20 protein-coding genes are annotated in these 25,211 nt (G+C 70.1%); 13 read left to right on the top strand and 7 right to left on the bottom strand.

The window, feature by feature from the left end; genetic code table 11:
- Positions 1-25: 25 nt before the first annotated feature.
- From ABGB19_RS23055 to ABGB19_RS23030, 6 genes are read left to right on the top strand one after another with little or no spacing between them, the layout of a single operon-like run.
- Positions 26-1,057: a sulfate ABC transporter substrate-binding protein gene (locus ABGB19_RS23055; RefSeq protein ID WP_347688313.1), complete on the top strand. Its 1,032-nt coding sequence runs from the start codon at positions 26-28 to the stop codon at positions 1,055-1,057.
- Positions 1,054-1,881: a sulfate ABC transporter permease subunit CysT gene (gene cysT / locus ABGB19_RS23050; protein WP_347688312.1), complete on the top strand. Its 828-nt coding sequence runs from the start codon at positions 1,054-1,056 to the stop codon at positions 1,879-1,881. The genes ABGB19_RS23055 and cysT overlap by 4 nt, the downstream gene beginning before the upstream one ends.
- Complete coding sequence (cysW, locus tag ABGB19_RS23045) at positions 1,878-2,690, top strand: sulfate ABC transporter permease subunit CysW (RefSeq protein ID WP_347688311.1); 813 nt, start codon at positions 1,878-1,880, stop codon at positions 2,688-2,690. The genes cysT and cysW overlap by 4 nt, the downstream gene beginning before the upstream one ends.
- A 17-nt stretch (positions 2,691-2,707) precedes the next feature.
- Entirely contained in the window at positions 2,708-3,766 is a 1,059-nt protein-coding gene (locus ABGB19_RS23040; protein WP_347688310.1) for a TOBE-like domain-containing protein, read from the top strand.
- Positions 3,767-3,816: 50 nt separating this feature from the next.
- The gene (locus ABGB19_RS23035) at positions 3,817-4,200 is read left to right on the top strand and encodes a DUF202 domain-containing protein (protein ID WP_347688309.1); all 384 of its coding nucleotides are present in this window, start codon (positions 3,817-3,819) and stop codon (positions 4,198-4,200) included.
- Complete coding sequence (locus ABGB19_RS23030; RefSeq protein WP_347688308.1) at positions 4,197-4,523, top strand: DUF202 domain-containing protein; 327 nt, start codon at positions 4,197-4,199, stop codon at positions 4,521-4,523. The genes ABGB19_RS23035 and ABGB19_RS23030 overlap by 4 nt, the downstream gene beginning before the upstream one ends.
- A 6-nt stretch (positions 4,524-4,529) precedes the next feature.
- Here ABGB19_RS23030 and ABGB19_RS23025 read toward each other — a convergent pair whose 3' ends face one another.
- The 3 genes from ABGB19_RS23025 to ABGB19_RS23015 form a co-directional block, all read right to left on the bottom strand.
- Positions 4,530-5,729 (bottom strand): FAD/NAD(P)-binding oxidoreductase, encoded by a 1,200-nt coding sequence (locus tag ABGB19_RS23025; protein ID WP_347688307.1) that lies wholly within the window; start codon positions 5,727-5,729, stop codon positions 4,530-4,532.
- Positions 5,730-5,752: 23 nt separating this feature from the next.
- The gene (locus tag ABGB19_RS23020) at positions 5,753-7,132 is read right to left on the bottom strand and encodes an MBL fold metallo-hydrolase (RefSeq protein WP_347688306.1); all 1,380 of its coding nucleotides are present in this window, start codon (positions 7,130-7,132) and stop codon (positions 5,753-5,755) included.
- 185 nt (positions 7,133-7,317) lie between these two features.
- Complete coding sequence (locus ABGB19_RS23015) at positions 7,318-7,731, bottom strand: helix-turn-helix domain-containing protein (protein WP_347688390.1); 414 nt, start codon at positions 7,729-7,731, stop codon at positions 7,318-7,320.
- Between ABGB19_RS23015 and ABGB19_RS23010 the strand changes: the two genes are divergently transcribed.
- Positions 7,708-7,842, top strand: a complete 135-nt coding sequence (locus tag ABGB19_RS23010; RefSeq protein WP_347688305.1) for a zinc-binding dehydrogenase — start codon at positions 7,708-7,710, stop codon at positions 7,840-7,842. The two genes, ABGB19_RS23015 and ABGB19_RS23010, sit on opposite strands and share 24 nt — an antisense overlap.
- 3 nt (positions 7,843-7,845) lie before the next feature.
- On the opposite strand, the gene ABGB19_RS23005 is transcribed toward ABGB19_RS23010, so the two are convergent.
- The gene (locus tag ABGB19_RS23005) at positions 7,846-10,584 is read right to left on the bottom strand and encodes an AAA family ATPase (protein ID WP_347688304.1); all 2,739 of its coding nucleotides are present in this window, start codon (positions 10,582-10,584) and stop codon (positions 7,846-7,848) included.
- Between the two features lie 94 nt (positions 10,585-10,678).
- On the opposite strand from ABGB19_RS23005, the gene ABGB19_RS23000 reads away from it, so the two are divergent.
- Positions 10,679-11,758, top strand: coding sequence for a class I SAM-dependent methyltransferase (locus tag ABGB19_RS23000; protein ID WP_347688303.1), 1,080 nt, complete (start codon positions 10,679-10,681; stop codon positions 11,756-11,758).
- A 29-nt stretch (positions 11,759-11,787) separates the two neighbouring features.
- Positions 11,788-13,929, top strand: a complete 2,142-nt coding sequence (locus ABGB19_RS22995; RefSeq protein WP_347688302.1) for an alpha/beta fold hydrolase — start codon at positions 11,788-11,790, stop codon at positions 13,927-13,929.
- Positions 13,930-13,950: 21 nt separating this feature from the next.
- Here the strand turns inward: ABGB19_RS22995 and ABGB19_RS22990 are convergent, their stop codons facing one another.
- The 3 genes from ABGB19_RS22990 to ABGB19_RS22980 are packed head-to-tail and all read right to left on the bottom strand — an operon-like array spanning position 13,951 to position 17,050.
- Positions 13,951-14,673: a sirohydrochlorin chelatase gene (locus ABGB19_RS22990; RefSeq protein WP_347688301.1), complete on the bottom strand. Its 723-nt coding sequence runs from the start codon at positions 14,671-14,673 to the stop codon at positions 13,951-13,953.
- The gene (locus tag ABGB19_RS22985; RefSeq protein ID WP_347688300.1) at positions 14,652-15,359 is read right to left on the bottom strand and encodes a phosphoadenylyl-sulfate reductase; all 708 of its coding nucleotides are present in this window, start codon (positions 15,357-15,359) and stop codon (positions 14,652-14,654) included. Before ABGB19_RS22985 ends, ABGB19_RS22990 begins: the two co-directional genes overlap by 22 nt.
- Entirely contained in the window at positions 15,356-17,050 is a 1,695-nt protein-coding gene (locus ABGB19_RS22980; protein WP_347688299.1) for a nitrite/sulfite reductase, read from the bottom strand. The genes ABGB19_RS22985 and ABGB19_RS22980 overlap by 4 nt, the downstream gene beginning before the upstream one ends.
- A gap of 330 nt (positions 17,051-17,380) precedes the next feature.
- On the opposite strand from ABGB19_RS22980, the gene hemW reads away from it, so the two are divergent.
- The 4 genes from hemW (at position 17,381) to ABGB19_RS22960 (ending at position 25,208) form a co-directional block, all read left to right on the top strand.
- Complete coding sequence (hemW, locus tag ABGB19_RS22975) at positions 17,381-18,547, top strand: radical SAM family heme chaperone HemW (protein WP_347688298.1); 1,167 nt, start codon at positions 17,381-17,383, stop codon at positions 18,545-18,547.
- A 136-nt stretch (positions 18,548-18,683) separates the two neighbouring features.
- Positions 18,684-19,196: a sigma-70 family RNA polymerase sigma factor gene (locus tag ABGB19_RS22970; protein WP_347688297.1), complete on the top strand. Its 513-nt coding sequence runs from the start codon at positions 18,684-18,686 to the stop codon at positions 19,194-19,196.
- Positions 19,193-19,900: a hypothetical protein gene (locus ABGB19_RS22965; RefSeq protein WP_347688296.1), complete on the top strand. Its 708-nt coding sequence runs from the start codon at positions 19,193-19,195 to the stop codon at positions 19,898-19,900. The genes ABGB19_RS22970 and ABGB19_RS22965 overlap by 4 nt, the downstream gene beginning before the upstream one ends.
- A gap of 157 nt (positions 19,901-20,057) precedes the next feature.
- The gene (locus ABGB19_RS22960) at positions 20,058-25,208 is read left to right on the top strand and encodes a type I polyketide synthase (RefSeq protein ID WP_347688295.1); all 5,151 of its coding nucleotides are present in this window, start codon (positions 20,058-20,060) and stop codon (positions 25,206-25,208) included.
- Positions 25,209-25,211: the final 3 nt, after the last annotated feature.

Genomic DNA, 25,211 nt, shown 5'->3' with positions numbered 1-25,211 from the left:
CGGTCAACCGCAAGGAAAGGTCACAATGCCCACCATCGGAAAATCCTGGCGCGCCGCAGCGGCGCTCGCGACCACCGCGACCCTTCTCGCCGCGTGCGGCGGCGGCTCGAGCGACGTCGCTGGCGGCGACGAGCAGGCCGGAGACGCCGAGACCACGCTCACCCTGGCCGCCTACGCGGTGCCCGAGCCGGGGTGGAGCAGGATCATCCCGGCGTTCGCGGCCACGGAGGAGGGCCAGGGCGTCGCGGTGACGACCTCCTACGGCGCCTCCGGCGACCAGTCCCGGGCGGTCGTCGAGGGCAAGCCCGCCGACCTCGTCAACTTCTCCGTCGAACCCGACGTCGCCCGGCTGGTGAAGGCCGGCAAGGTGGCCGAGGACTGGAACGCCGACGCCACCAAGGGCATCCCGTTCGGTTCCGTCGTCTCGCTCGTCGTGCGCAAGGGCAACCCGAAGAACATCAGGGACTGGGACGACCTGCTCCAACCCGGGCTCGAGGTGGTCAGCCCGAGCCCGCTGAGCTCCGGTTCGGCCAAGTGGAACCTGCTGGCGCCGTACGCCGCCAAGAGCAGCGGCGGGCAGAACTCGCAGGCCGGGCTGGACTTCGTCACCAAGCTGGTCGGTGAGCACATCAAGACCAGACCGACGTCCGGCCGGGAGGCCACCGACCTGTTCCTGCAGGGCACCGGCGACGTGCTGCTCAGTTACGAGAACGAGGCGATCAACATCGAGCGCCAGGGCAAGCCGGTCGAGCACGTCAACCCGCCGCAGACGTTCAAGATCGAGAACCCCGTGGCGGTGGTGTCCACGTCACGGCACCTCGAGCAGGCCAACGCGCTGAAGAACTTCCTCTACACCCCGGAGGGCCAAAAGATCTGGGCGCAGGCCGGCTTCCGGCCCGTCGACCCCGCAGTCGCCGAGGACTTCGCGATCGACTTCCCGACCCCGGAGAAGCTGTGGACGATCGCCGACCTCGGCGGGTGGAGCGCCGTCGACCCCGCGCTGTTCGACAAGGACAATGGGTCGATCACCAAGATCTACAAGCAAGCCACGGGATGACAGCCAGCCTCGACTCGAGCATTTTCACCGGCCGCTACGGCCGCACCCGCCTGCGGGTCGGGGTGGCGACGACGTGGCTGTCGGTCATCGTGCTGCTGCCGCTGGCCGCGATCGTCTGGCAGTCCGCGGGCGGTGGCTGGGCGGCGTTCTGGCAGGCGGTGACGTCGAACGCGGCGCTGGAGTCCTTCCGCGTGACACTGACGGTCTCGACCGGGGTCGCGGTGGTCAACCTGTTCTTCGGTCTGCTGGTCGCCTGGGTCCTGACGCGCGACGACTTTCCGGGCAAGCGACTTGTGGACGCGATCATCGACCTGCCGTTCGCCCTGCCCACCATCGTCGCCAGTCTGGTGATGCTCGCGCTGTACGGCCCGAGCAGCCCGGTGGGCATCCACATCCAGCACACCAAATGGGGCGTGGCCGTCGCGCTGCTGTTCGTCACCCTGCCGTTCGTCGTGCGCTCGGTACAACCGGTGCTGCTCGAACTCGACAGGGAGGTCGAGGAGGCCGCCGCGTCGCTGGGCGCGGACAACTTCACGATCTTCCGGCTCGTGATCCTGCCGGCCTTGCTTCCGTCGCTGCTGTCCGGCGCGGGCCTGGCGTTCTCGCGCGCGATCGGCGAGTACGGGTCGGTGGTGCTGATCGGTGGTGCGGTGCCGGGGGAGACCGAGGTGTCCTCCCAGTACATCCGCACCCTGATCGAGTTCGACGACAAGACCGGCGCCGCAGCGGTTTCCATCGTGCTGTTGGCGATCTCCTTCGTCGTGCTGTTCATCCTGCGCAGCATCGGTGCCCGGGCGGCGAAACGGGATGAGCTGGCGACGTGATCCTGTCGCCCGTCACGCGGCGTGTCCTGCGCTTCCTCGCGCTGGGCTATCTGCTGGTGCTGCTCGTGGTGCCCGTCGGGCTGATCCTGTGGCGCACCTTTGCGCCCGGAGTCGGCGCGTTCGTCGAGTCCATCAGCACGCCTGCAGCGATCTCGGCGCTGCAGCTGTCGCTGCTCGTCGTCGCAATCGTGGTGCCGCTCAACGTGGTATTCGGCGTCCCCACGGCACTGGTACTGGCGCGCAACCGGTTCCGCGGCAAGAGCCTGCTGCAGGCGGTCATCGACCTGCCGTTCGCGGTGTCTCCGGTGGTGGTGGGCGTCGCGCTGATCCTGTTGTGGGGCAGCGCCGGAGTCTTCGGCTTCGTTGAGAACAACCTCGGCCTGAAGATCATCTTCGGCCTTCCCGGAATCGTGCTGGCGAGCATCTTCGTCACGGTCCCGTACGTCATCCGTGAGGTCGAACCCGTCCTGCACGAGTTGGGCACCGACCAGGAGGAGGCGGCGTCGACCTTGGGTTCGACGTCGTGGCAGACGTTTTGGCGGGTGACGCTGCCGTCGATCAAGTGGGGTCTGATGTACGGCGTGGTGCTGACCGTCGCCCGTACCCTCGGCGAGTACGGCGCTGTCATCATGGTGTCGTCGAACCTGCCCGGCACCTCGCAGACGCTCACGCTGCTGGTGTCGGACCGGCACGCGCGCGGTGCGGAATACGGTGCGTATGCGATCTCGACGCTGCTGATGGCGGTGGCCGTGATCGTGTTGATAGCCCAGATCATTCTCGATGCCCGCCGCCAGAAGACGAGCAAGTAGGACAGGAGACGACGGTTGTGACGAATGCGATCACCGTGCGCGGCGCGAACAAGCGCTACGGCGACTTCGCCGCGCTCGACGATGTCGACTTCGACGTGCCCGCCGGGTCACTCACCGCGCTGTTGGGACCCAGCGGATCCGGCAAGTCCACGCTGCTGCGCGCGATCGCCGGGCTGGATCAACCCGACACCGGGACGGTCACCATCAACGGACGCGACGTCACCAAGATACCGCCCCAACGGCGCGGTATCGGCTTCGTGTTCCAGCACTATGCGGCGTTCAAGCACCTCACCGTGCGCGACAACGTCGCGTTCGGTTTGAAGATCCGCAAGCGGCCCAAGGCCGAGATCTCCGAGAAGGTCGACAACTTGCTGGAAGTCGTTGGGCTGGCCGGGTTTCAGACCCGCTACCCGAACCAGCTCTCCGGTGGTCAGCGCCAGCGCATGGCGCTGGCGCGCGCGCTCGCGGTGGACCCGCAGGTGTTGTTGCTCGACGAGCCGTTCGGCGCACTCGATGCCAAGGTGCGCGAGGACCTGCGCGCCTGGTTGCGCCGGCTGCACGACGAAGTGCACGTGACGACCGTGCTGGTCACCCATGACCAGTCGGAGGCACTCGACGTCGCCGACCGGATCGCGGTGCTGAACAAGGGCCGCATCGAGCAGGTCGGCTCGCCGACCGAGGTGTACGACGAGCCGGCAAACGCGTTCGTGATGTCGTTCCTCGGCGCGGTGTCGTCGCTGAACGGAACGCTGGTGCGACCGCACGACATCCGGGTCGGGCGCAATCCCGAGATGGCCATCGCCGCGAGCGACGACCCGGTGCAGGCGACTGGTGTCGTGCGGGCGACCATCGACCGGATCGTCATGTTGGGCTTCGAGGTTCGCGTCGAGCTGACGAGCGCCGCCTCGAATACGCCGTTCACCGCACAGATCACCCGTGGCGACGCCGAAGCGCTGGGGCTCAAGGAAGGCGACACGGTGTACGTGCGCGCCACGCGTGTGCCGTCGATTCCCGGCGGCTCGGAGGTGCCGAAGGCCGACGGCGCCGACGACGACGAGGCGCTGACCACGGCGTAAAGTGCCAGCCCGACGCGCCTCCGCTGCGGGAGTGCGCAGGGAGGCGACCGATGACGAACGAAACCGGCGCCGCCCGGGCAGGCGGTGATGCGGCCGACGACGAGCCGGACTACCGGTTCACGCTGGCCAACGAACGCACCTTCCTGGCGTGGCAGCGCACCGCGCTCGGCCTGCTGGCCGCGGCGGTCGCGGTGATCCAGTTCGTTCCGGAACTCGGGATTCCCGGCGCGCGCCACGGCCTGGGTCTGCTGCTCGCGGCCCTGGCGATCCTGACTGCAGGCATGGGGCTGGTGCGGTGGCGACAGGTCGATCGTGCCGTGCGCAGCGGTCTGCCGCTGCCGCGTCACCCGACCCCTGCCTATCTCGCCGTGGGCCTCGCGGTGATCGCCGTCCTCATCGTCGGCCTGATGATCTGGCGGGCGGCGGGCGGTTGACCTCTTCACCCGGCGCGGCGGACACCGGGCTGGCGGCCGAGCGCACCGTGCTGGCGTGGACCCGCACCTCGCTGGGCGTGCTGGCCAACGGCGCGCTGCTGCTGTTCCGGGACCTGCACGGCCATTTCGGCCTGCTCGGGCTCGCCGCGGTCGGCCTCGCCCTGGCAGTCGCCCTGTACACCTTCGTGGTCGGGATCCGCCGGCAGCGCACGCTGGCCTCCCGCCCCCTGCCGAGTCCCATCACGCCGCGCTGGGAGGTTTACCTCGTCGCCTCGGCGGTGATGTCCCTGATCGTCGTCTCGGTGGCGTCGCTGGACTTCTGAGCCCCCCTATGCGAGGCCCTTGAGCATCAGGTTCCAGTACATGAACGGCAGCCCGTACTTCTTCAGGTACCAGTAGGTCCGGTGCGGCTTGGTCGGATCGAGTAGCGGGAACGTCGGTTCCAACTGGAACTCGTAATCGAACTCGGCGAGCAGCATCGCGTGCGAGGACGTGACGATCGGACACGACGCGTACCCGTCGTAGCTGGCGCCGAGCGGTTCGCCGGCGAGGAACGACACGATGTTGTCCACGACGACGGGCGCCTGCTTGCGAATCGCCGCACCGGTCTTCGAGTTCGGCGTCGAGCCGGCGTCGCCGAGGCTGAAGACGTTGGGGTACCGCACATGCTGCAGGGTGTGCTTGTCGACCTCGACGTATCCGTTGGCGTCTCCGGTCGACAACGGGCTCGATTTGATCCAGTCGGGCGCCGACTGGCGCGGTGCGACGTGCAGGACGTCGAAGGGCAGCATCGTGCTGGTGCCGCCTTCACCGACGCTGCTCAGCGCGACCTTGTGGCCCTCGGCGTCGACGGAGGTCACCTCCGAATTGGTGTGCAGGTGGATTCCGTAGTCGGCGATCACCTTGTCGAGGTTGTCCGCGATGGCGCCGATGCCGAAGATCCGCGGAGTCGGCACGACGAGGTGGACGTCGATGTTGTTCAGCACACCGGTCTTTCGCCAGTAGTCGGCCGCGAGGTAGGCGATCTTCTGCGGTGCGCCCGCGCACTTGATCGGGCCGGACGGCATCGTGAACACGGCGCTGCCGGACCGGGTCGACCGAATGAAATCCCACGTTCGCGGCGCCAGGTCGAAGCGGTAGTTCGACGAGACACCGTTGCGGCCGAGCGAATCCCGCAGACCCTCGGTGCGGTCCCAGTCGAGTTGAATACCCGGACAGACCACGAGGACGTCGTATTCGTAGGTCGCGCCGTCGGCACAGGTGACGGTGTTGGCCGCCGGGTCGACGGACGCCGCGGCGTTCTTGATCCACGTCGCGTCCTTGGGCATCACCGACGCTTCGGGGCGTGCCGTCGACGCCGCGTCCGCCTGCCCGCCGCCGACCAGGGTCCACATGGCCTGGTAGTAGTGGGTCGGCGAGGGTTCGATCACCGCGACGTCGCGTAATCCCTTGCGCAGCAACCGGGCCGCCACCGTGATGCCGGCGGTGCCACCGCCGACGATGAGGGCGTGGTGGTGGTTTGTGGTCATCGATTTCTCCTGTCTGCTGTGTCTCAAACGTTCTGGACGGCCTGTCGCCAGGCCTCGTAACCGCCGACGATGTCGCTCACGTCGGTGAACCCGCGCTGCCGCAGCAGGCTCGCGGCGACCGAGGAGCGGTACCCGCCCGCGCAGTACACGACGGTGGGCACTGCGGCGTCGAGCTCGTCGAGCCGGCCGGCCAACTGCGCGACCGGGATGTTGACCGCGCCCGCGATCGCGCCGCCCTCGAACTCGCCGGGGTTGCGCACATCCACGATCTGCAGGCCGGGCACTTGCTCGACGCGCTCGTCGAACGCCCTCGCGGTCAGTCGCGATGCGACCACGACGTCGGGCTGGTGTTCGTACATCGTCTTGGCCGGCGACGCGAGATAGCCGATCACCCGGTCGAACCCGATGCGGGCGAGCCGGTTCTTGCCCTCCAGTTCCTGTCCCGCTTCGGTCATCAGCACGATGTCGACGTCGGAAGGCAGGATCGAGCCGGCGAACTCCGCGTACCGCCCGTCGAGGCCGATGTTGATCGCCCGCCGGAAGTGGCCCTGGGCGAATTCCTCCGGGCTGCGGCCGTCGACCAGCACGGCACCGCCGTCGAGGGCGGCCATCACCTGTGCGTAGGTCATCGGGATGGGCCGCTTGCTCTCGTCCAGCAGGCCGTGCGCCTTGCGGTTGAGGATCGCGTCGTAGACGAAGTACGACGGCGCGGGCGGCTGGCCCTCCGTGACGAGTTGCATGAAGGTCGCCTTGTCGGGCGCGCGCAGCGCATAGTTGGTCGCCTTCTGGTCCCCGATCGTCGACCACCGCTCGGTGGACAGGTTCTTGCCGCACGCCGAGCCGGCGCCGTGCGCCGGGTACACCCGGGTCGCGTCGGGCAGGGTCATCAGCTTGTCGTGCAGCGAGTCGTAGAGCTTGTCGGCGAGTTCCTCGCGGGTGAAGCCGATCGACGCCAGGAGGTCGGGACGGCCCACGTCACCGATGAACAAGGCGTCACCGGTCAGCACGCCGTAGGGGATCTGGTCGTCGGCGTGCTCGTAGACCACGATGCTCAGCGACTCGGGCGTGTGTCCCGGCGTGTGACGGAACTCGAGCGTCACGTCGCCCAGCGAGTAGCGCTCGCCGTCGTCGACACCCATGAAGTCGAACTCGGCCTCGGCGACCGAGGAGTAGACGATCCTGGCGCCCGTGGCCTGCGCCAGCTCGAGGTGCCCGGACAGGAAGTCGGCGTGGAAGTGGGTCTCGATGACGAGGTCGATGGTCAGCCCGTATGTCTCGGCGTCGGCGAGGTAACCCGACACGTCGCGTTGCGGATCGACCACCACCGCGCGTCCGGTTCCCTCGTCGCCGATCAGGTACGACGCATGCGATAGGCAGTCCAGGTAGTACTGGATGAACTTCATGGCCCTGATCCTTCGTCGGCCGGGGCATCTATACCCCAGCGGGTATTGCCACCATACCTCCGGGGGTATAGGGAGCGCCAGGGACCAAAGTCCCTCGTTGGCTCGACACCGGCTGACGAGCAGACGCAGAACCGACCAATTTGCGGCGATTTACGGCGGGTTTGCGACTGCTCGCCGCGAGGAAGTCAGGCGCCGTCGGGGCGACTTGCCTTGTCGTAGCGCTGTCGGGCGGCATTGACCTCGTCCATGTGCGTCTCCGCCCAGCCCTTGATGCCCAGCATGACGGGCAACAGCGTGCGGCCCAGGGCGGTGAGCTCGTAATCGACGCGAACTGGGACGGTCGGGGTGACCGTTCGGGTGACCAGGCCGTCGCGTTCGAGTGTGCGCAGCGTCTGGGTCAGCATCTTCTGGCTCACACCGGCGATGCGGCGGGCCAACTCGCTGTGCCGCTTCGGTCCCTCGGCCAGCGCGCCCAGCACGAGGCCAATCCACTTGTCGCTCAGTGTCTCCATCAACTCGCGGGTGGGACACTCGGCGAGGAAGGCGTCGTACCCCCGCCTGGCCTGCTGCCGGCGTTGTTCGGCGGTTCGCATCGCCAGGGAGCCCTGACCCTGCGCGTCGCCCACACCTATCCGCTGAAGGACGCGGTGCGAGCGCATACCCGGCTCGAGAAGGGCGGTGTGCGCGGGCGTCTGGTGCTACAGCCGTGACGATCAGCGCGCTTGCGCTGCGACCACCGTTCTGAGCTCGTCACGGGAGCGGATGCCGAGCTTCTGATAGACGTGGCGGAGATGGTATTCGACGGTCTTCGGGCTGAGGAACAGCGCCGCCGCGGCCTCTCTGGTGGTCGCCCCGTCCCCGAGCATCTGGGCGATGCGCAGCTCCTGCGGCGTCAGGTGGGTCGAGTACCCGTCACCGTCTCGCCGGGCGCGCTCGCCGGTGGCGTCCAGTTCGTTGGCGGCGAGCTCGGCCCACGGTTGCGCGCCCAGCCGCTGGAAGTCCTCGAGTGCGGTGCGCAAGTGACGCCGCGCGGCCACCCGCTGTTTGTCGCGGCGCAGGCTCGCACCGTAGGCGAGCCGGGTGCGTGCGGCTTCGAAGGTGTCCGGGCTCAGTTCGTGCAGCCGCAGCGCCTCGTCGAAATGCCGGGTGCGGTCCGTCGCGTCGAAGGCGACGAGCGCCATCGCGCGGTGGGCGCGGGCCAGCGCCCACGGTTGGCACTTGTCCTGGGCGCGGCGAAAGTAGTCGCGGGCGGCCTCGGTGGCGGCGTCGGCACGGCCGCTGCGAATATATGCTTCGACCAGCTCGGGCCCGGGGGAGACGTCGATATCGCGGAAGCCCATGTCGGTCAACATGGTTGACAACGCCTCGTACTGTTCGATGGCTTCTGCGGCGTGGCCGGCGGCCAGCGCGAGGTCGCCCAACGCGTACTGCGCCCAGATCTGCGCCAGGGCCATGTAGTTGCGCTGGGCAAGCGCCTGCGCCTCGGCGGCGTTGGCGCGGCACTCGTCGTCCCGGCCCATGCGGGCCTGAAGCCATGCCAAGCCCGCAAGTGACGCGGCGAGATCGGTCGTCTGGCTGGTTTCCCGCGCGAGCGCCACACTCTCGCCGTAGCTCGCGAGCGCCGACTGCCACTTGTCGGTCGTCGCCTCGTCGCGGCCCGTGTGGAACAACAGGTTCGGCAACGCGCCGATGGCCGTCCGCGCCCGGCGATCCCGAACGACGTGCTGGACGAGATCCCGGCCGGCGGCGGACTCACGCAGGAACAACGTGCCGAGGATCGGCCAGTCCGGGCGGCGCGGATCGTCGAGTACCGACGGTTGATCGCTCAGCGTTGCGACGGCGCTGCGCAGCCACCGGACACCGTCTTCGCCGGCCAGGATGCGGGCGATGCCGATCGCCAGCTCGCCGCGGACGCGAGCCGAAACCGAGCCACACGAGGACAGCAGCGCCTCGATACGGCCGGCCGTGACGAGGCCGGTTGCGGTGTCGCACAGACAGAAACAGGCGCTCACCGCGTCGGCGAGCAGGGCGACCGCGGCCTGCGGGTCGGACGGTTCGGCTCGAGAGGCCGCGTCGATCAGGAGGTCGCGGGCATCGCGGAGAGACCCCGTGCGCAACGCGATCATGCCTCGCAGGGCGGCGATCTCGGTCAGCGAGGCGACGTCGGCGGCGATCGCTTCGGCGTCGCTGAGCAATTCGCCCGCCCGCGCGATGTGTCCGGAGAACCACGCCGCCTCGGCGGCAGCGATCAGCCGTGTGCAACGCAGCGGGTCGTCGTTGGTCAGCTCGGCGCTTCGGGTCAACGCTCGGGTCGCGACGCCGTGCGCGCCTCTGGCAGAGGCGGTTTCGGCCACCTCCACCAAGTCGTCGGCGACGGCGTCGTCGGGGCCGACGGCCGCCTCGCTGAGATGCCACACCCGGCGTGCCTGCGCGGCGGCAGGCATTGCCGCTGCGACGGCGCGGTGCACCGCGCGGCGCGTCGAGGCATCGGCGGCACCGTAGATCGCCGATTTCACCAGCGGGTGCCGGAACTGTGCGCGAGCTGCGGAGACGCGAAGCAGGCCCGTCGGCTCGGCGTCTGCGATCGACGCGAGCGACGTGCCCATCGCCGTCGCGGCGCGCGATGCCAGACCGAGATCGCCGTCGGCGACCACGGCGAGCAGCAGCGCCAGCCGGGTTTCGTCGGAGAGTGCGGTGATCCGGCGCCCGAAAGCCGCGGCCACCGTTTCGCTCACCGGCACCGGCAGTTCGTCCGGGGTGTCACGGATGCGTTCGATATCGCGCGCCAACTCGACGATTGCCAGCGGGCTGCCCAGCGTGACGCGGTGGAGATGGGCGGCTTCCTCGGCCGTTGCGGTTTGGGGTGCCGACATCGCGATCAAGGCGGATGCCGCGGCGAGATCCAGCCCCGCGAGGTCGATGACCGGCAGGTCGGTCGTCGCGAACGCGGACCCGGGTTCGGGCCGGGTGCAGATGACCATGGCGACCGGATCGGCCAGCAGTCGACGGGCAACGAACTGCAGTGCATCCGCCGACGGCGGATCGAGCAGGTGCCCGTCGTCGATCAGGATCAGCAGCGGACGGTCTTCGGCGTGCCTGCTGAGCAGGCTCAGCGTCGCCGCACCGACCGCGAACCGTTCCGGGGCCGGACCCGCGCGCAGCGTCAGCGCGACGGCGAGCGCGTCGGCTTGCGGACCGGGCAGGCGATCGATGAGATGCAATGCGGACCCCAGCAACTGGTGAAGCCCCGAGAACGCGAGCGCCGACTCGGCTTCGGTGCCCGACGCCCGAACAACCGCCATGTCGTCCGCGCGTGACGCAGTGTCCTCGAGCAGTGCCGTCTTGCCGATCCCGGCCTCACCGCGCAGTACCAGCACACCGCTTTGTCCGAGGCGCGCACCGGCGACCAGTTCGGCGATGCGCTGCTGCTCGGGTTCGCGGCCGAGGAGCATGGGCCGATCCTAGGCGGCGGAACCAGGGGGGTCACCTGATTCGGCGGAGTGGCCGGCGGGCCCACCCTGGAATCGCCACAGGAAGGGGTACGACATGACCACCACCGCCACCACCGAGGCGATCGACTACGAGAAGCTCATGGCATTCGTCATGCGCGCGGTCGAGGAGACCGGCGCCGCACTGAACTCCGCGCTCGTCGTGATGGGCGACCGGCTCGGCTACTACCGCGCGCTGGATGAACACGGGCCCAGCACACCGGCCGAACTGGCCGAGCACACGGCGACCGACGAGCACTACGCCCGCGAATGGCTCAACGCGCAGGCCGCCGGTTCATTCGTCGCCTACGACACCACGACGGGGCGCTACCATCTCCCGCCCGAACAGGCCGTGGCGCTCGTCGACGAGTCCAGCCCCGCGTACGTCGGCGGGCTCTTCCAGCTCGCCTACGGAACCCTGCGGGACGCAACGCATATCGTCGACGTCGCCCGCACGGGTGACGGCATGGGGTGGGGTGAGCACAACTCCGACGTCCACGTCGGCTGCGAGAGGTTCTTCCTTCCGACGTACGCCGCCAACGTGGTCGACAACTGGATCCCGGCATTGGACGGGGTGGTGGACAAGCTTCGGGCCGGCGCCCGCGTCGCCGACGTCGGATGCGGGCACGGTGCATCGACGATCATGATGGCGAAGGCGTTCCCCGCCTCCACTTTTCACGGCACCGACGCGCACGCCGCGTCCGTCGAGACCGCCAGGGAGCGGGCCCGCGCGGCCGCGCCGGACCTGGCCATCAGCTTCGATGCGAGCGGCGCCGGCGACCTGCGCGGTGGGCCGTACGACCTGGTCACGATGTTCGACTGCCTGCACGACATGGGCGACCCGATCGGCGCCGCGCGGCAGGTCCGCGGGGCGATCGCCGACGACGGCACCTGGATGATCGTGGAGCCGGCCGCCGGTGATCGCGTCGAGGACAACTTCACCCCGATCGGGCGCGCCTACTACGGGTTCTCGACGCTGCTGTGCACGCCCTCGTCGCTGTCGCAGCCCGTGGGTCTGGCGATCGGGACGCAGGCCGGTCCGGCTCGGATCCGCGATGTGGTGACCGCCGCCGGCTTCACCCGGTTCCACCTGGCCGTACAGACGCCGTTCAACAACGTTTTCGAGGTTCGGCCCTGAAGCCGGCCGAACCGACGAGGATGGAAGCCGTGGATGGTTCGCAGCGCCGAGCCAGGCCACCGGACCTGACGGGTTCGGTGGCCCGCGGCGGCGTGTCGCTGCACTACGACGTGTATGGCGACGGACCGACGACGGTGATGCTGATGCCCACCTGGTCCATCGTGGACTCCCGGTTCTGGAAGGCACAGGTGGCGTTCCTGGCGCGGCACTACCGGGTCGTGACATTCGACGGCCGCGGTTGCGGTCGCTCCGACCGACCGCGCGGTGCCGCCGCGTACACCGACCGCCAGTATGCGGCCGACACGGTGGCGGTGCTCGATGCCACCGACACCCCGCGCTGCGTGCTGGTCTGTCTGTCGCGGGGAGCGGAGTGGGCGGTGCGCGTCGCGGCCGCTCACCCCCACCGGATCACGGGCATCTTCGCGATCGCCCCGGCCTGCGGGGTGCCCGCCGCGAAGCTGGACCTCGAGCGGGAGTGGTTGTGGTCACCGCCGGCGGTCGATGCGCCGGCCGGCTGGCAGACCTACAACCGCGAGCACTGGCTGCGCAGCGGACTGGACGGCTTCCGCCGGTTCTTCTTCGACGCGATGTTCCCCGAACCGCACTCGACCAAGCAGATCGAGGACATGATGGCGTTCTCGGCCGACATCGACGCCGAGACACTGGCCCACACCACCGACGCGCGGCTGGATCCGAATGTGCTTGCCGCAGAGCCGTTCGAGCAGTTCGCCACGGCGGTCCGCTGTCCTGTCCACGTGGTGCACGGGACGGCGGACCGCGTCAGCCGCGCCGCGGTCGGCGAGCAGTTAGCCGAGCTGACGGGTGGGTCGCTGACCCTGGTCGAGGACGCGGGGCATGCGCCGCTGGCGCGGGATCCGGTCCGCGTCAACATGATGATCCGCGACTTCGTCGAATCGGTCGCCCCGTCGGCGCCACGGCGCACGACGTGGGTGCGTGCGCCGCGCCGACGCCGGCGGGTGGTGTACCTGTCCTCGCCGATCGGGCTGGGCCATGCCCGTCGTGACGTGGCGATCGCCGCCGAATTGCGTGCTCTGGAACCCGATCTCGACATCGAATGGCTGGCGCAGGACCCGGTCACCCGCGTGCTGGCCGCCGCAGGCGAGCGGCTGCACCCGGCGTCGGCGCATCTGCTCACGGAGTCGTCACACGTCGAGCACGAGTCCGGCGAGCACGACCTGCACGTGTTCGAGGCGATCCGCCGGATGGACGAGATCCTGGTCGCCAATTTCATGGTGTTCGCCGAGATCATGACCGAGGATCCACCCGATCTGGTGATCGCCGACGAGGCGTGGGAGGTCGACCATTACCTCCACGAGAACCCGGAACTCAAGCGGTGTCAGTTCGCGTGGATGACGGACTTCGTCGGGTGGTTGCCGATGGCCGACGGCGGTTCTCGCGAAGCGGGCCTGACCTCCGATTACAACTCCGAGATGATCGAGCACCGCGACCGATTCCCGCACCTGCGGGACCGGTCGATCTTCGTCGGCAATCCCGAAGATGTCGTCGACGAACGCTTCGGCGCCGATCTGCCCGAGATCCGCGAGTGGACCGAACGCAACTTCGACTTCTCCGGATACGTGCTCGGCTCGCCCCCGCCGACCGGCCCGGAGCGGAAGGCGTTGCGCCGCAGGCTCGGTCTGCGCGAGGACCATAGGCTCTGTGTCGTCACCGTGGGCGGGACATCGGTCGGGGCGCCGCTGCTGCACCGCATCCTGGCGGCCGCCCCGATGGTCCGCCGCGCGATACCGGAACTGCGCTTCCTCGTCGTGACGGGCCCGCGGATCGATCCAGCGACGTTGCCGCGCAGGCAGGGCGTGCGGGTGCGTGGGTTCGTCCCCGATCTTTCCGACTACCTGGCCGCGTGCGACATCGCCGTGGTGCAAGGCGGGTTGACCACCTGTATGGAGTTGACCGCCGCGGGCACGCCGTTCGTCTACGTGCCGCTGGAGCACCATTTCGAGCAGAACTTCCATGTCCGTCACCGGCTCGAGCGCTACGCCGCCGGACGGCGGATGCGATACGCCGAGACCGCCGATCCGGATCTGCTGGCCAAAGTCATCGTCGACGAGATGACGGCCGCGCCGTCGTTCCGACCGGTCGAGACCGACGGGGCCAGGCGCGCCGCGGCGATGCTCGCCGAATTGCTCTGAGTCCTGCTCGCCGAGAGGAAGTCAGGCCGCGGCGCGGACGGCGGCCACGGCGTCGAACCGCTCGAGCACCGTGGCGGCGACCAGGTTGTGCGAGCCGAGCGGCTCGGCCATCGGAATGCCTTGTGACTCGGCGAAGGTCGCGATGCGGTCGGTGATCCGGCCGTGAGCCAGGAACCACGGCGCGATGACCAGTCGTTGGGCGCCGTCCGCCCGCAGCCGGGCCGCGGCGTCGGCGACACCGGGATGGGGGCCGGTGGCGAACGCGACTGCGCTGCCGCGCCAACGGGTTCCAGTGCTCAACGCCTGCGCCACGGTCGCGGTGCGCGAGTTCGCGGACTCGTTCGACGAGCCGACCGCGACCACGAGGACGCCGAGGCCGTCGTCGTCGGGGGAGACCGCCGCCTCGGCAAGGCGCCGGCGCAGCACCGTCAGCAGCGCGGGGTCCTCGCCGAGCACCTCGGCCTGCGCGACGGCCGCGCCCGAATCGTCGATCAGCGCGGGGATGTCGACCCGCGCGTGGTAGGCGTCGGCGAGCAGGAACGGGACCACCACCCCACCATCGGCCAGGCCGGCCAGCGTGTCGCGCAGGCTCGGGCCGTTCTGCTCGAGGAACGCCGGGCGTACGTCGAGCCACGGGCGCAACCGGCGGATCCGGCCCGCGACCGCGTGTGTCACCGCCGCCGACCGCGGATCGGCGCTGCCGTGGGCAGCGAGGACGAGCGTCACGACGCGTGCAGCCCGCATTCCGTCTTCGCGCTGCCCACCCAGCGGCCGCTGCGCGGGTCGGCCCCCTCGACCGGCTTCGCCGTGCACGGCGCGCAGCCGATCGACGGGTAACCCTCGTAGACGAGCGGATTGACCAGGATGCCGTTGGCGTCGATGTACGCCTGCATATCGTCGTCGGTCCAGGCGGCGAGCGGGTTGATCTTCACCAGGCCGAATGCCTTGTCCCAGCTGATCAACGGCGCGTTCGCCCGCGTCGGCGCCTCGACGCGGCGGATGCCGGTCACCCATGCGGTGTAGCCGCGCAGCGCCTTGCTCAGCGGCTCCACCTTGCGCATCCGGCAGCACTCGTTGGGCTCGCGGGCGAACAGGTCCTTGCCGAACAACTCGTCCTGCTTGGCCACGCCGTTCTCCGGTGTGACGTTGACGACGTTGACGTCGTAGACCGCCTCCACCGCGTCGCGGGTGCCGATGGTCTCCACGAAGTGGTAGCCGGTGTCGAGGAACAGCACATCGACGCCGGGCCGCACCTTCGCCGCCAGGTCGACGAGCACCGCGTCCTGCATGTTCGACGCGACAATATAGTTGCCGCCGAAGTTCTCGTCGGTCCAGCGCAGCAGGTCCAACGCGCTCGCGTCGTCGAGTTCGGCCGCGCCGCGCTCGGCCAGTGCCTGCAGGTCCGTTTCCGTCGTCGTCACCCGATTCACCTCAGATCCGCTTCGTCGGCTCGTATCGCCCACGTAGCGAAACGCTCACCCTGCTCGCGTTGTTTCACGAAGTTGCGGACGATCCGGTCGATGTAGTCACCGAGCTCGGTGGACAGCACCTTGTGCTGGCGCAGCTTGCGGCCGAACCCGCTGTCCAGACCGAGGCTGCCGCCGAGGTGGACCTGGAAACCCTCGACCGGGTTGCCGTCGCCGTCGTCGACCATCTGGCCCTTGAACCCGATGTCGGCGACCTGGATGCGGGCGCACGAGTTCGGGCAGCCGTTGATGTTGACGGTGATCGGCACGTCGAGCTGGGCCCCCATTTCGTTCGAGATGTCCTCGAGCCGCTTCTCCAGCTCCGGCACCAGCACCTGCGCGCGGTTGCGGGTCTCGGCGAACGACAGCTTGCAGTACTCGATGCCGGTGCAGGCCATCAGGTTCTTGCGCCAGTGCGACGGCCGCGACGGCAGCCCGAGCGCGTCCAGGCCGGCGACCAGCTCGTCGAGCTTGTCGTCGGGCACGTCGAGGATGACCAGCTTCTGGTACGGCGTGAACCGGATCCGGTCCGACCCGGCGGCCGCGGCCAGGTCGGCCACCTTGGTCAGGATGGTGCCCGACACCCGGCCGGCGATCGGCGCGACGCCGACGGCGTTGAGGCCGTTCTTGAGCCGCTGGATACCGACGTGGTCGATCGGATGCTTGACCGGCTCGGGTGCCGGGCCGTCGATCAGCTTGCGTCCCAGGTACTCGCCTTCGAGCACCTGCCGGAATTTCTCGACGCCCCAGTCCTTGATGAGGAACTTCAGCCTGGCCTTGCTGCGCAGGCGCCGATAGCCGTAGTCGCGGAAGACCGAGGTGACGCCCTCCCAGACGTCGGGGACCTCCTCGAGCGGAACCCAGGCGCCCAGCCGCTGGGCCAGCATCGGGTTGGTGGACAGGCCGCCGCCCACCCACAGATCCAGGCCCGGCCCGTGCTCGGGGTGGTTGACGCCGATGAACGCGACGTCGTTGACCTCGTGCGCGACGTCCTGCAGGCCCGAGATCGCGGTCTTGTACTTGCGCGGCAGGTTGGAGAACGACGGGTTTCCGACGTACCGCTTGACGATCTCGTCGATGGCCCACGTCGGGTCGAGGACCTCGTCAAGCGATTCGCCGGCCAGCGGCGAGCCCAGCACGACGCGGGGGCAGTCGCCGCACGCCTCGGTGGTCTGCAGCCCGACCGCGGCCAGCCGTTCCCAGATCTGCGGCACGTCCTCGATGCGGATCCAGTGGTACTGGACGTTCTCCCGGTCGCTGATATCGGCGGTGTCCCGGGCGAACTCCGTGGAGATCTCCCCCAGCGTGCGCAGGGCGGCGTTGGTCAGGGCGCCGCCGTCGCAGCGCACCCGCATCATGAAGTACTCGTCCTCGAGCATGTCGGTGTTCTCGTCACCGGTCCAGGTGCCGTCGTAACCCTGCTTGCGCTGGGTGTAGAGGCCCATCCAGCGCATCCGGCCCCGCAGGTCCTGCTTGTCGATGGACTCGAAGCCCAGCTTGGAGTAGACGTCGACGATGCGGGCGCGCACGTTGAGCGCGTCGTCGTCCTTCTTGAACTGCTCGTTGGGGTTGAGCGGCTCGCGGTAGCCGAGCGCCCATTGGCCCTCTCCGCGGGGGCGCTTGACGGGCTTGGGCTTCGATTCCGTGGTGGTCATGGTATTCGGCTCCTTTGTGGAGCCGGATCGCGCGTCATCACCGGGGCTGCCGGCGGCGCAGATCCGGCGGCCAGCTGAAGTACAGGTGGGCAGGTCAGCGCGTCAGGGCAGACAGCAACAGGTACAGACGCGCTTGAAATCGACATGCCGCCGCGCCACCAGCGAGACGCGCTGGGGGAAGATGCGGGCGGCGGTCACGTGGCCAATTGTGCCACGGACACCGACATATGCCCTAACCGGGAGCCCTCGACGAGATTGCATCCATGCAGCGGAAGTCCGAGTGGACGCCTGCGCGCGTGCAATCTCGCGGTGAGGCGGACAATTACTCGCATGACCGCGCCCGTCGAGCTGCCGGCCATGGCGGTGACCCCGGGCCGGCCGTTCGGCATCTACGTCCACGTCCCGTTCTGCGCCAGTCGCTGCGGCTACTGCGACTTCAACACCTACACGCCCGCCGAACTGGGCGGGGCGAACCCGGACGCGTGGCTCGGGGCGCTGCGCACGGAGCTGACGCTGGCCGCGCGCACCCTGGGCGCCGCGCCGGACGTCGACACCGTGTTCGTCGGCGGTGGCACGCCGTCGATGCTCGGCGGGCCCGGCCTGGCGGCGGTGCTCGATGCGGTGCGCACATCGTTCACGCTGGCCGGCGACGCCGAGGTGACCACCGAGGCCAATCCGGAGTCCACCTCGCCGCGGCTGTTCGAACAGCTCCGGGAGGCCGGTTACACACGGGTGTCGCTGGGCATGCAGTCCGTCGCGCCGCACGTGCTCGCGGTGCTGGACCGGGTGCACTCGCCGGGCCGCGCGCTGGAGGCGGCGCGCGAGGCCCGCGCGGCCGGCTTCGCGCACGTCAGCCTCGACCTCATCTACGGCACACCGGGGGAGACCGACGACGATCTGCGGCGCTCGGTCGACTCGGCCGTCGCTGCGGGCGTCGACCACGTGTCGGCCTACGCGCTGGTGGTCGAGGACGGGACGGCGCTGGCGCGCCGGGTACGTCGTGGTGAGCTGCCCGCCCCCGACGACGACGTGCTGGCCCGCCGCTACGAACTGCTCGACGCGACCCTGGCCGCCGCCGGGTTCGACTGGTACGAGGTCTCCAACTGGTGCAGGCCCGGTGGCGAGTGCAGGCACAACGTCGGCTATTGGAACGGCGGCGAGTGGTGGGGCGCCGGACCGGGAGCACACGGCTTCGTCGGCGCGACGCGGTGGTGGAATGTCAAGCACCCCAACGCCTATGCGCAGTCGCTGGCGGCGGGTGAGCTGCCGGTCGCCGACTACGAACAGCTCGACGCGGACTCCTCGCACGTCGAGGACGTGATGCTGCGGGTGCGCCTGCGCGACGGCCTGCCGATGGCGATGCTGCGCGAGTCCGAACGGCGCCGGGTCGACACCGCCGTCGGCGACGGCCTGCTCACCCTCGACGCCGACCGACTGGTGCTCACCGACCGCGGCCGCCTGCTGGCCGACGCGGTGGTGCGCGACCTGCTGGACTAGCTGCGGCGAACGTGGATTACCCGCTCGAAAATCCGCAGAATTTCGAGCGGTAATCCACGTTCGGCGGCGGTGGTGGTGAACGATTGGCGGGTGTGTTCCGTTGTGGTCATCGACGACGGGAGATCAAGGGTGTGCGTTGACTGAGCCGGACCAGGCCGCGCTGCTGCGCGCGATCCACGACGAGCACAGCCAGGCGCTGCTGCGTTACGTGCTGCGGTTGACGCGCGGCGACATGCCGTTCGCCGAGGACGTGGTGCAGGAGTCGCTGCTGCGGCTGTGGCGCAAGCCGGAGATCCTGCAGCAGCCCAGCGAGTCGGCCCGCGCGTGGTTGTTCACCGTCGCGCGCAACCTCGTGATCGACGACCGCCGCAGCGCGCGCTACAGCCGCGAGTTGCAGACCGACGACATCCCCGAACGGCCGTCGGTGGACGCGATCGGTCCCGCGTTCGACAAGTGGATCCTCTCCGACGCGTTGCAGTCGTTGAGCCCGGACCACCGCACCGCGATCGTGCGGGCCTACTACCTCGGCCAGACCGTCGCCGATATCGCCCAGCAGGAGGGGATACCCGAGGGCACCGTGAAATCCAGACTTCATTACGCGTTGCGCGCGTTGCGAATTGCGCTGCAGGAAAGGGGGGTGGTCCGATGACCGATCGCATGCCGGACGACGACGTCGCCGAATGGGACGCCGCCTACGTGCTCGGCGCGTTGAGCCAGCAGGACCGGCGCACCTACGAGAACTACGTCGCTTCCGACCCGCAACGGGCCGCCGAACTGACCGAGCTCGCCGGCATGCCCGGCATCCTCAACGCACTGAGCCGCGACGAGGCCGTGGCGTTGACCGACCTCGGTGGCGGCGGCGCGCCTGAGGCCGAGCGGCCCGACAACGTCGCCTCGCTGGCCCGGGCCGCGGCGAAACGGCAACGGCGGTCCCGGCGCACGGTGCTCGTGGCCGCGGTCGCGTCGGCGGCGGCGCTCGCCATCGTCGGCGGTGTCGTGGGGTCGACGGTGTTCCCGCGGGAGCAGCCCTCCGTGCAGACCGTGGCGATGCAGCCCATGCAGCAGACGCCAGGCCAGGGGCTCACCGCGCAACTGGCCGTGACCGAGAAGAAGTGGGGCACCGAGCTCAGCTGGGCGTGCGAGTACACCACGGACTGGGCGCGCGACGTCGAGAGCTACGACATCGTGGTGACGACGCGCGACGGCGCGCAAGAGACCGTCGGATCGTGGCGCCCGGCCGGTGATGAGGCCACCGGGTTGTCGGCCGCCACGAGCATTCCGACCTCCCAGATCCGCAGCGTCGACATCCGGGTGTCCGGCAGCGACGAGCCGCTGGCGATCCGCACGCTGTAGCAACCGCGTCGGCGACGCTCGCAACGTGACCGGCGCCACCGTCGACGGCCGCGCGTGGGTCCCAAAGATCAGCGCGGTTATGCCAAGATTGCCGCCATGGCGGCTGAGTTCTTAGGCAAGGCTATCCAGACTTCGATGGGCCCGAGGTCCAGCTGACGTGGCCGAACCGATCGCGATCGTCGGCTTCGGCTGCCGGCTGGCCGGTGGCGTCGGGACGCCCGCGCAGTTCTGGCGCTTCCTGCTCGACGGCGGCAGCGACGTCAGCGAAGTTCCTGAGGAGCGCTGGGAGCCCTACCTGCGCCGCGACCCGCGCAACGCCGCGGTGCTCAAGGACGTCACCAGGCTCGGCTCCTTCCTCGCGGACCTGCCCGGGTTCGACGCCGAGTTCTTCGCGGTGTCGCCGCGCGAAGCGGAGTTGATGGACCCGCAGCAGCGGCTCGCGCTCGAAGTCAGCTGGGAGGCACTCGAACACGCAGGCGTATCGCCGAAAGCGTTGGCAGGCAGCGACACCGCGGTGCTGATGGGTGTCAACTCCGACGACTACGGCAAGCTCATCATGGAGGACCTCACCGGCATCGAGGCCTGGACCGGGATCGGCACCTCGCTGTGCGGCATCGCCAACCGGGTCTCTCACCTGCTGGACCTGCGCGGTCCCAGTGTGGCGCTGGACGCCGCCTGCGCCGCCTCGCTGGTCGCGGTGCACCAGGCCTGCCAGATGCTGCGGTCCGGCGAGACGTCGCTGGCGCTGGCCGGCGGCGTCAGCGCGCTGATCGGTCCCGGGTTGACCCGCGTGCTCGACGTCGCCGGGGCGACCGCGCCCGACGGGCGCTGCAAGACCTTCGACGCCGCCGCCGACGGTTACGGGCGCGGCGAGGGCGCCGGGGTGGTGGTGCTCAAGCGCCTCGCCGACGCGGTCCGCGACGGGGACCACGTGTACGCGCTCGTGCGCGGCGGCGCCGTCGCGCAGGACGGCCGCACCGTCGGCATCATGTCGCCGAACGGCGACGCGCAGGCCGACATGTTCCGGCGCGCCTGCCGATCCGCTGGGGTGGCCCCCGCGAGCGTCGGCTTCATCGAGGCGCACGGCACCGGGACGCCGACCGGTGACCCCACCGAGGTGCGCGCGCTCGCCTCGGTCTACGGCGCCGACCGCCCCGCCGACGAGCCGTGCCGCATCGGCTCGGTGAAACCGAACGTCGGCCACCTCGAAGGAGGCGCAGGTGTTGTCGGGCTCATCAAGGCCGCGCTCGCCCTGCACCACGAGACCATCCCGCCGACGGCGGGGATCACGACGCTGACCCCGGCCGTCCACTGGACGAACAGCGGACTGCGGGTGCCGACCGCGGCCGAACCGTGGCAGCGCACCGCGGATGCGCCGCGCCGGGCGGCGGTGTGCGGCTACGGATACGGCGGCACCATCGCGCACATTCTTCTCGAGGAGGCGCCGGCCTGGACCGGCTCTGAACCCCTTGCGCCACAGTCAGTTCCGGTGATCCTCCCGGTCTCAGCGCGCTCGACCGCACGGTTGCGCGCCCAGGCCGGCGCGCTCGCCGAGCGCTTCCGCGACAGCAGCGACTCGCTCGACCGGCTCGCCGCGACCCTGTGGGCGCGCCGCGCGCATGACCAGGTCCGCGCGGCGGTGATCGCCGACGATCTCGAGGCGGCGACCGCGGGTCTGGCCGCGCTGGCCGCCGACACCCCGGACCCCGCGGTGGTCACCGGGACGGTGCTGCCGTCGGCTGCCGAGGGCGCGGTGTGGGTGTTCTCCGGCCACGGCTCGCACTGGAGCGGGATGGGCCGCGAACTGCTCTCCACAGCGCCGGAATTCGCGACAATCGTCGACACGATCGACCCGGTGTTCGAGGCGGAGCTCGGCTTCTCGGCCCGCGAGGCGCTCACCACCGGTGAGCTCGGCGGCACCGACCGGGTGCAGGCGCTGACGTTCGCGATGCAGGTCGGCCTCGCGGCCGTGCTGCGCAGTCGCGGCGTGAAACCCGCTGCCGTGATCGGGCATTCGGTCGGCGAAGTCGCCGCGTGCGTGACGGCCGGGGTGTTCGACCTGAGGACCGGCGCGGCGGTGGCGTGCTACCGGGCTCGCGGCTTCCGGTCGGTGGCGGGACAGGGGGCAATGGCACTCGTGCGCCTTCCGTTCGCCGAGGCACAACGCCGCTTGAGCGGACGAACCGACATCGTGGCGGCGATCAGCGCGTCGCCCGAATCGACGGTGGTGTCGGGCACCGCGGCCACCGTGGCGGCGGCCGGCCAGGAGTGGACGCAGCGGGGCGTGATGGTGCGCCGCGTCAACACCGACGTCGCGTTCCACAGCCCCGCCATGGACGGGCTCACCGGTGAACTCGCCCGCCTCACCGCGCAGCTGCCGCCTCCGCGTGAAGCCGAAACACCGCTGTACACCACGGCATTGGCCGACCCGCGGTCGCCAGCGCCACGGGACCGGCACTACTGGGTGGCGAACCTGCGCGACCGCGTGCGGTTCGCCGAGGCCGTTGCGGCGGCGATCGAGGACGGGCACCGGATCTTCCTGGAGGTGTCGGCGCACCCGGTGGTCGCGCACTCGATCGCCGAAACCCTGGCCCACACCGGCATCGACGATCATGCGGTGATCCCGCTGCTGCGTCGCGAACGGCCCGAAACCGCTTCGGTCGCAACGGCTGTGGCCGCGTTGCACTGCCACGGCGCGCCGGTCGCCCACGGCATCGACGCCACCGCGCCGTGGGCCGACGACCTGCCGGTGACGCAGTGGCGACACCGACGCTACTGGCGCACCCCGACGACACCGCCCGGCGGCCGCGGCGTGCACGACGTGGACGGCCACACGCTGCTCGGCGGCCGAACCGATGTGACAGGAGCCGTCGCGTCGAGGATGTGGCAGACCCGCCTGGACATGAGCACCCGGCCCTATCCGGGTGACCATCCGGTCAAGGGCACCGAGATCGTGCCCGCCGCGGTCATCGTCAACACCTTCCTCGGCGCGGCGGCGGGCCTGAACACCCGACCCGACCGCGCGGGCACCGATCTGGTCGACGTCCGGCTGCGCACGCCGGTGGCGCCGGGGCGCGCCCGCGACGTCCAGGTCGTGCTGCAGGACCGCGGGCTCACCCTGGCCACGCGCCTGGTCGACGACGACGACGGCGCCGACGACGGGGGCTGGCTGACCCACAGCAGCGCGGTGGCCGCGGCCGACGACGACATCGAGGACCTGCTCGGCCGGGTGCTCAACGAAGCCGCCGCGCGCGGGCGCTGCAGCCGGGTGCTGCCGATGGACCACGTGGTCGACACGCTGGCCACGCTGGGCGTCGCCGCGATGGGGTTCGACTGGCAGATCCTCGAAATGCACGGCGGCGACGGCGAACTGCTCGCAAGGGTCGGCGCCCACCGCGACGGGTCGGCCCCCGCCACCTGGGCGTCGCTGCTGGACGCGGCGACGTCGGCGGCGTCGACGGTGTTCGACGGTCCGCCGCGGCTGCGGATGCCCGCGAGCATCGAGCGGGTGCAGGTCCACGGCCGCGCGCCCGGGGTTGCCCTGCTGCATGTGCGGCGTCGCGCCGGCACCACGACGACCGACGTGCTGCTGGCCGATGAGTCCGGCACGGTGCTCGCGTCGCTGACGGGGATGGCGTTCGAGCAACTCGAGAATCCCTCGGGCAGCGACATTTCGCGCATGCTGCACCGGGTGGCGTGGTATCCGGTGCCGTGGCGCGAGGACAGCAGGCCCACCGCGGTGGTGGTCGTCGGCGGCGACACAGGCAGCCGCGACGTTGCCGTCCGCGAGCTGGCGGCTGCCGACGTGCCGTACTCGGCGTGCGACGAACCGGCCGAGATCGCCTCGTCGGCAGCGGTTTTGGGGCGGGATGCCGTCGTGCTGATGATCCCGCGGACGCACGATTCGCCCGAGCAGTCGGTCGCGCTGGCGACGCGGACGCTGCGGGTCATGCTCGACGAGGGTGTGAGGGCCCGGATGTGGATCCTGACCCACGAGGTGTACGAGGGCGCCAACGTGGTGCACGCGCCACTGTGGGGACTGGCCCGGGTCGCCGCGGCCGAACACCCGGAGGTGTTCGGCGGCGTCCTCGACGTGGCCACCGCCGGTCTGCCCGTCGGGGTGCTGTCCTCGGTGCAGGGGCACCCGGTCGTGGTGGTGCGCGACGGGGTCGCGCACTCGGCACGCCTGGCGCCCGCCGGGCGCGGCGCGGGCGCGCCGATGCGGTGCTCGGCCGGTGGCACGTACGTGATCACCGGGGGCACCGGCGTATTGGGGTTGCGCATGGCGCAGCGACTGGCCGACATCGGCGCGCGGCGACTGGTGCTGCTGTCCCGGTCCGGCATACCGGACCGGTCCGAGTGGCGCGGTGACTCGGAGCTGATCCACACCGTCGCGGCCCTCGAGGAACGCGGCGTGTCCGTCCACGCCGTTCCGGTGGACATCGGCGCGCCGGGGGCCGCCGACGTGCTGCGCGCGGCGCTACGTGACCTGCCGCCCGTGCGCGGCGTGATCCACGCCGCCGGCGTCGAGGCGGGCGCCCTGCTGGTCAACACCACCCCCGAGGATTTCCACGCGACGATGCACCCCAAGGTCGACGGGACACTGACTCTGCACGAGGTGTTTCCGCCCGAGCAGTTGGACTGGATGGTGCTGTTCTCGTCCTGCGGCTATCTCGCCGGCTTCCCCGGTCAGGGGGCGTACGCGTGCGCGAACTCCTTCCTCGACGCGATGGCCCGGCACCGCCGCCGCCTCGGCGACCGCACCGTCAGCGTGGCGTGGACGGCGTGGCGAGGCCTGGGCATGGGATCGACCTCGGGCTTCGTCGCAGCACAGCTGGACGCGCTCGGCATGGACACGATCGGCGCAGACGAGGCGATGCGGGCGCTTGACCTCGCGATGCGCGACGACCAGTCGAACGTGGTTGTGCTGCCGGTGCTCCCGGCCGCCGCCGCGGTGCCGATGCTGGCCGAGGTGGCCCCGACGGAGGAGGACGACGCCGGCGAGGCGCCGGTCGCCACCCTCGTCGGCGAGGACGCCGCCCCGGAGCGGGTGACCCGCCTGGTGATCGCCGCGGTCGCCGCCCAGCTGGGGTTCTCCGACGGCGATGTCGACACGGGGCTCCCGCTGGTGGAGGTCGGCGTCGACTCGATCATGACCGTCGGGCTGCTGCGGACCCTGGAGAAACGGACCGGGCTGTCGCTGCCACCCACACTGTTGTGGGAACACCCCACGGCCGCAGCGGTTTCCGACCGGATCGTCGAACTGCTGACCTCGCCCGACGTGGCCGAGCAGGTGGAGGTGTCCTGACGG

The organism is Mycobacterium sp. B14F4 (assembly GCF_039871645.1).
GTDB lineage: Bacteria > Actinomycetota > Actinomycetes > Mycobacteriales > Mycobacteriaceae > Mycobacterium.
The sequence above is the reverse complement of the archived record's forward strand: the minus strand, read 5'-3'. Positions and strand labels throughout refer to the sequence as shown.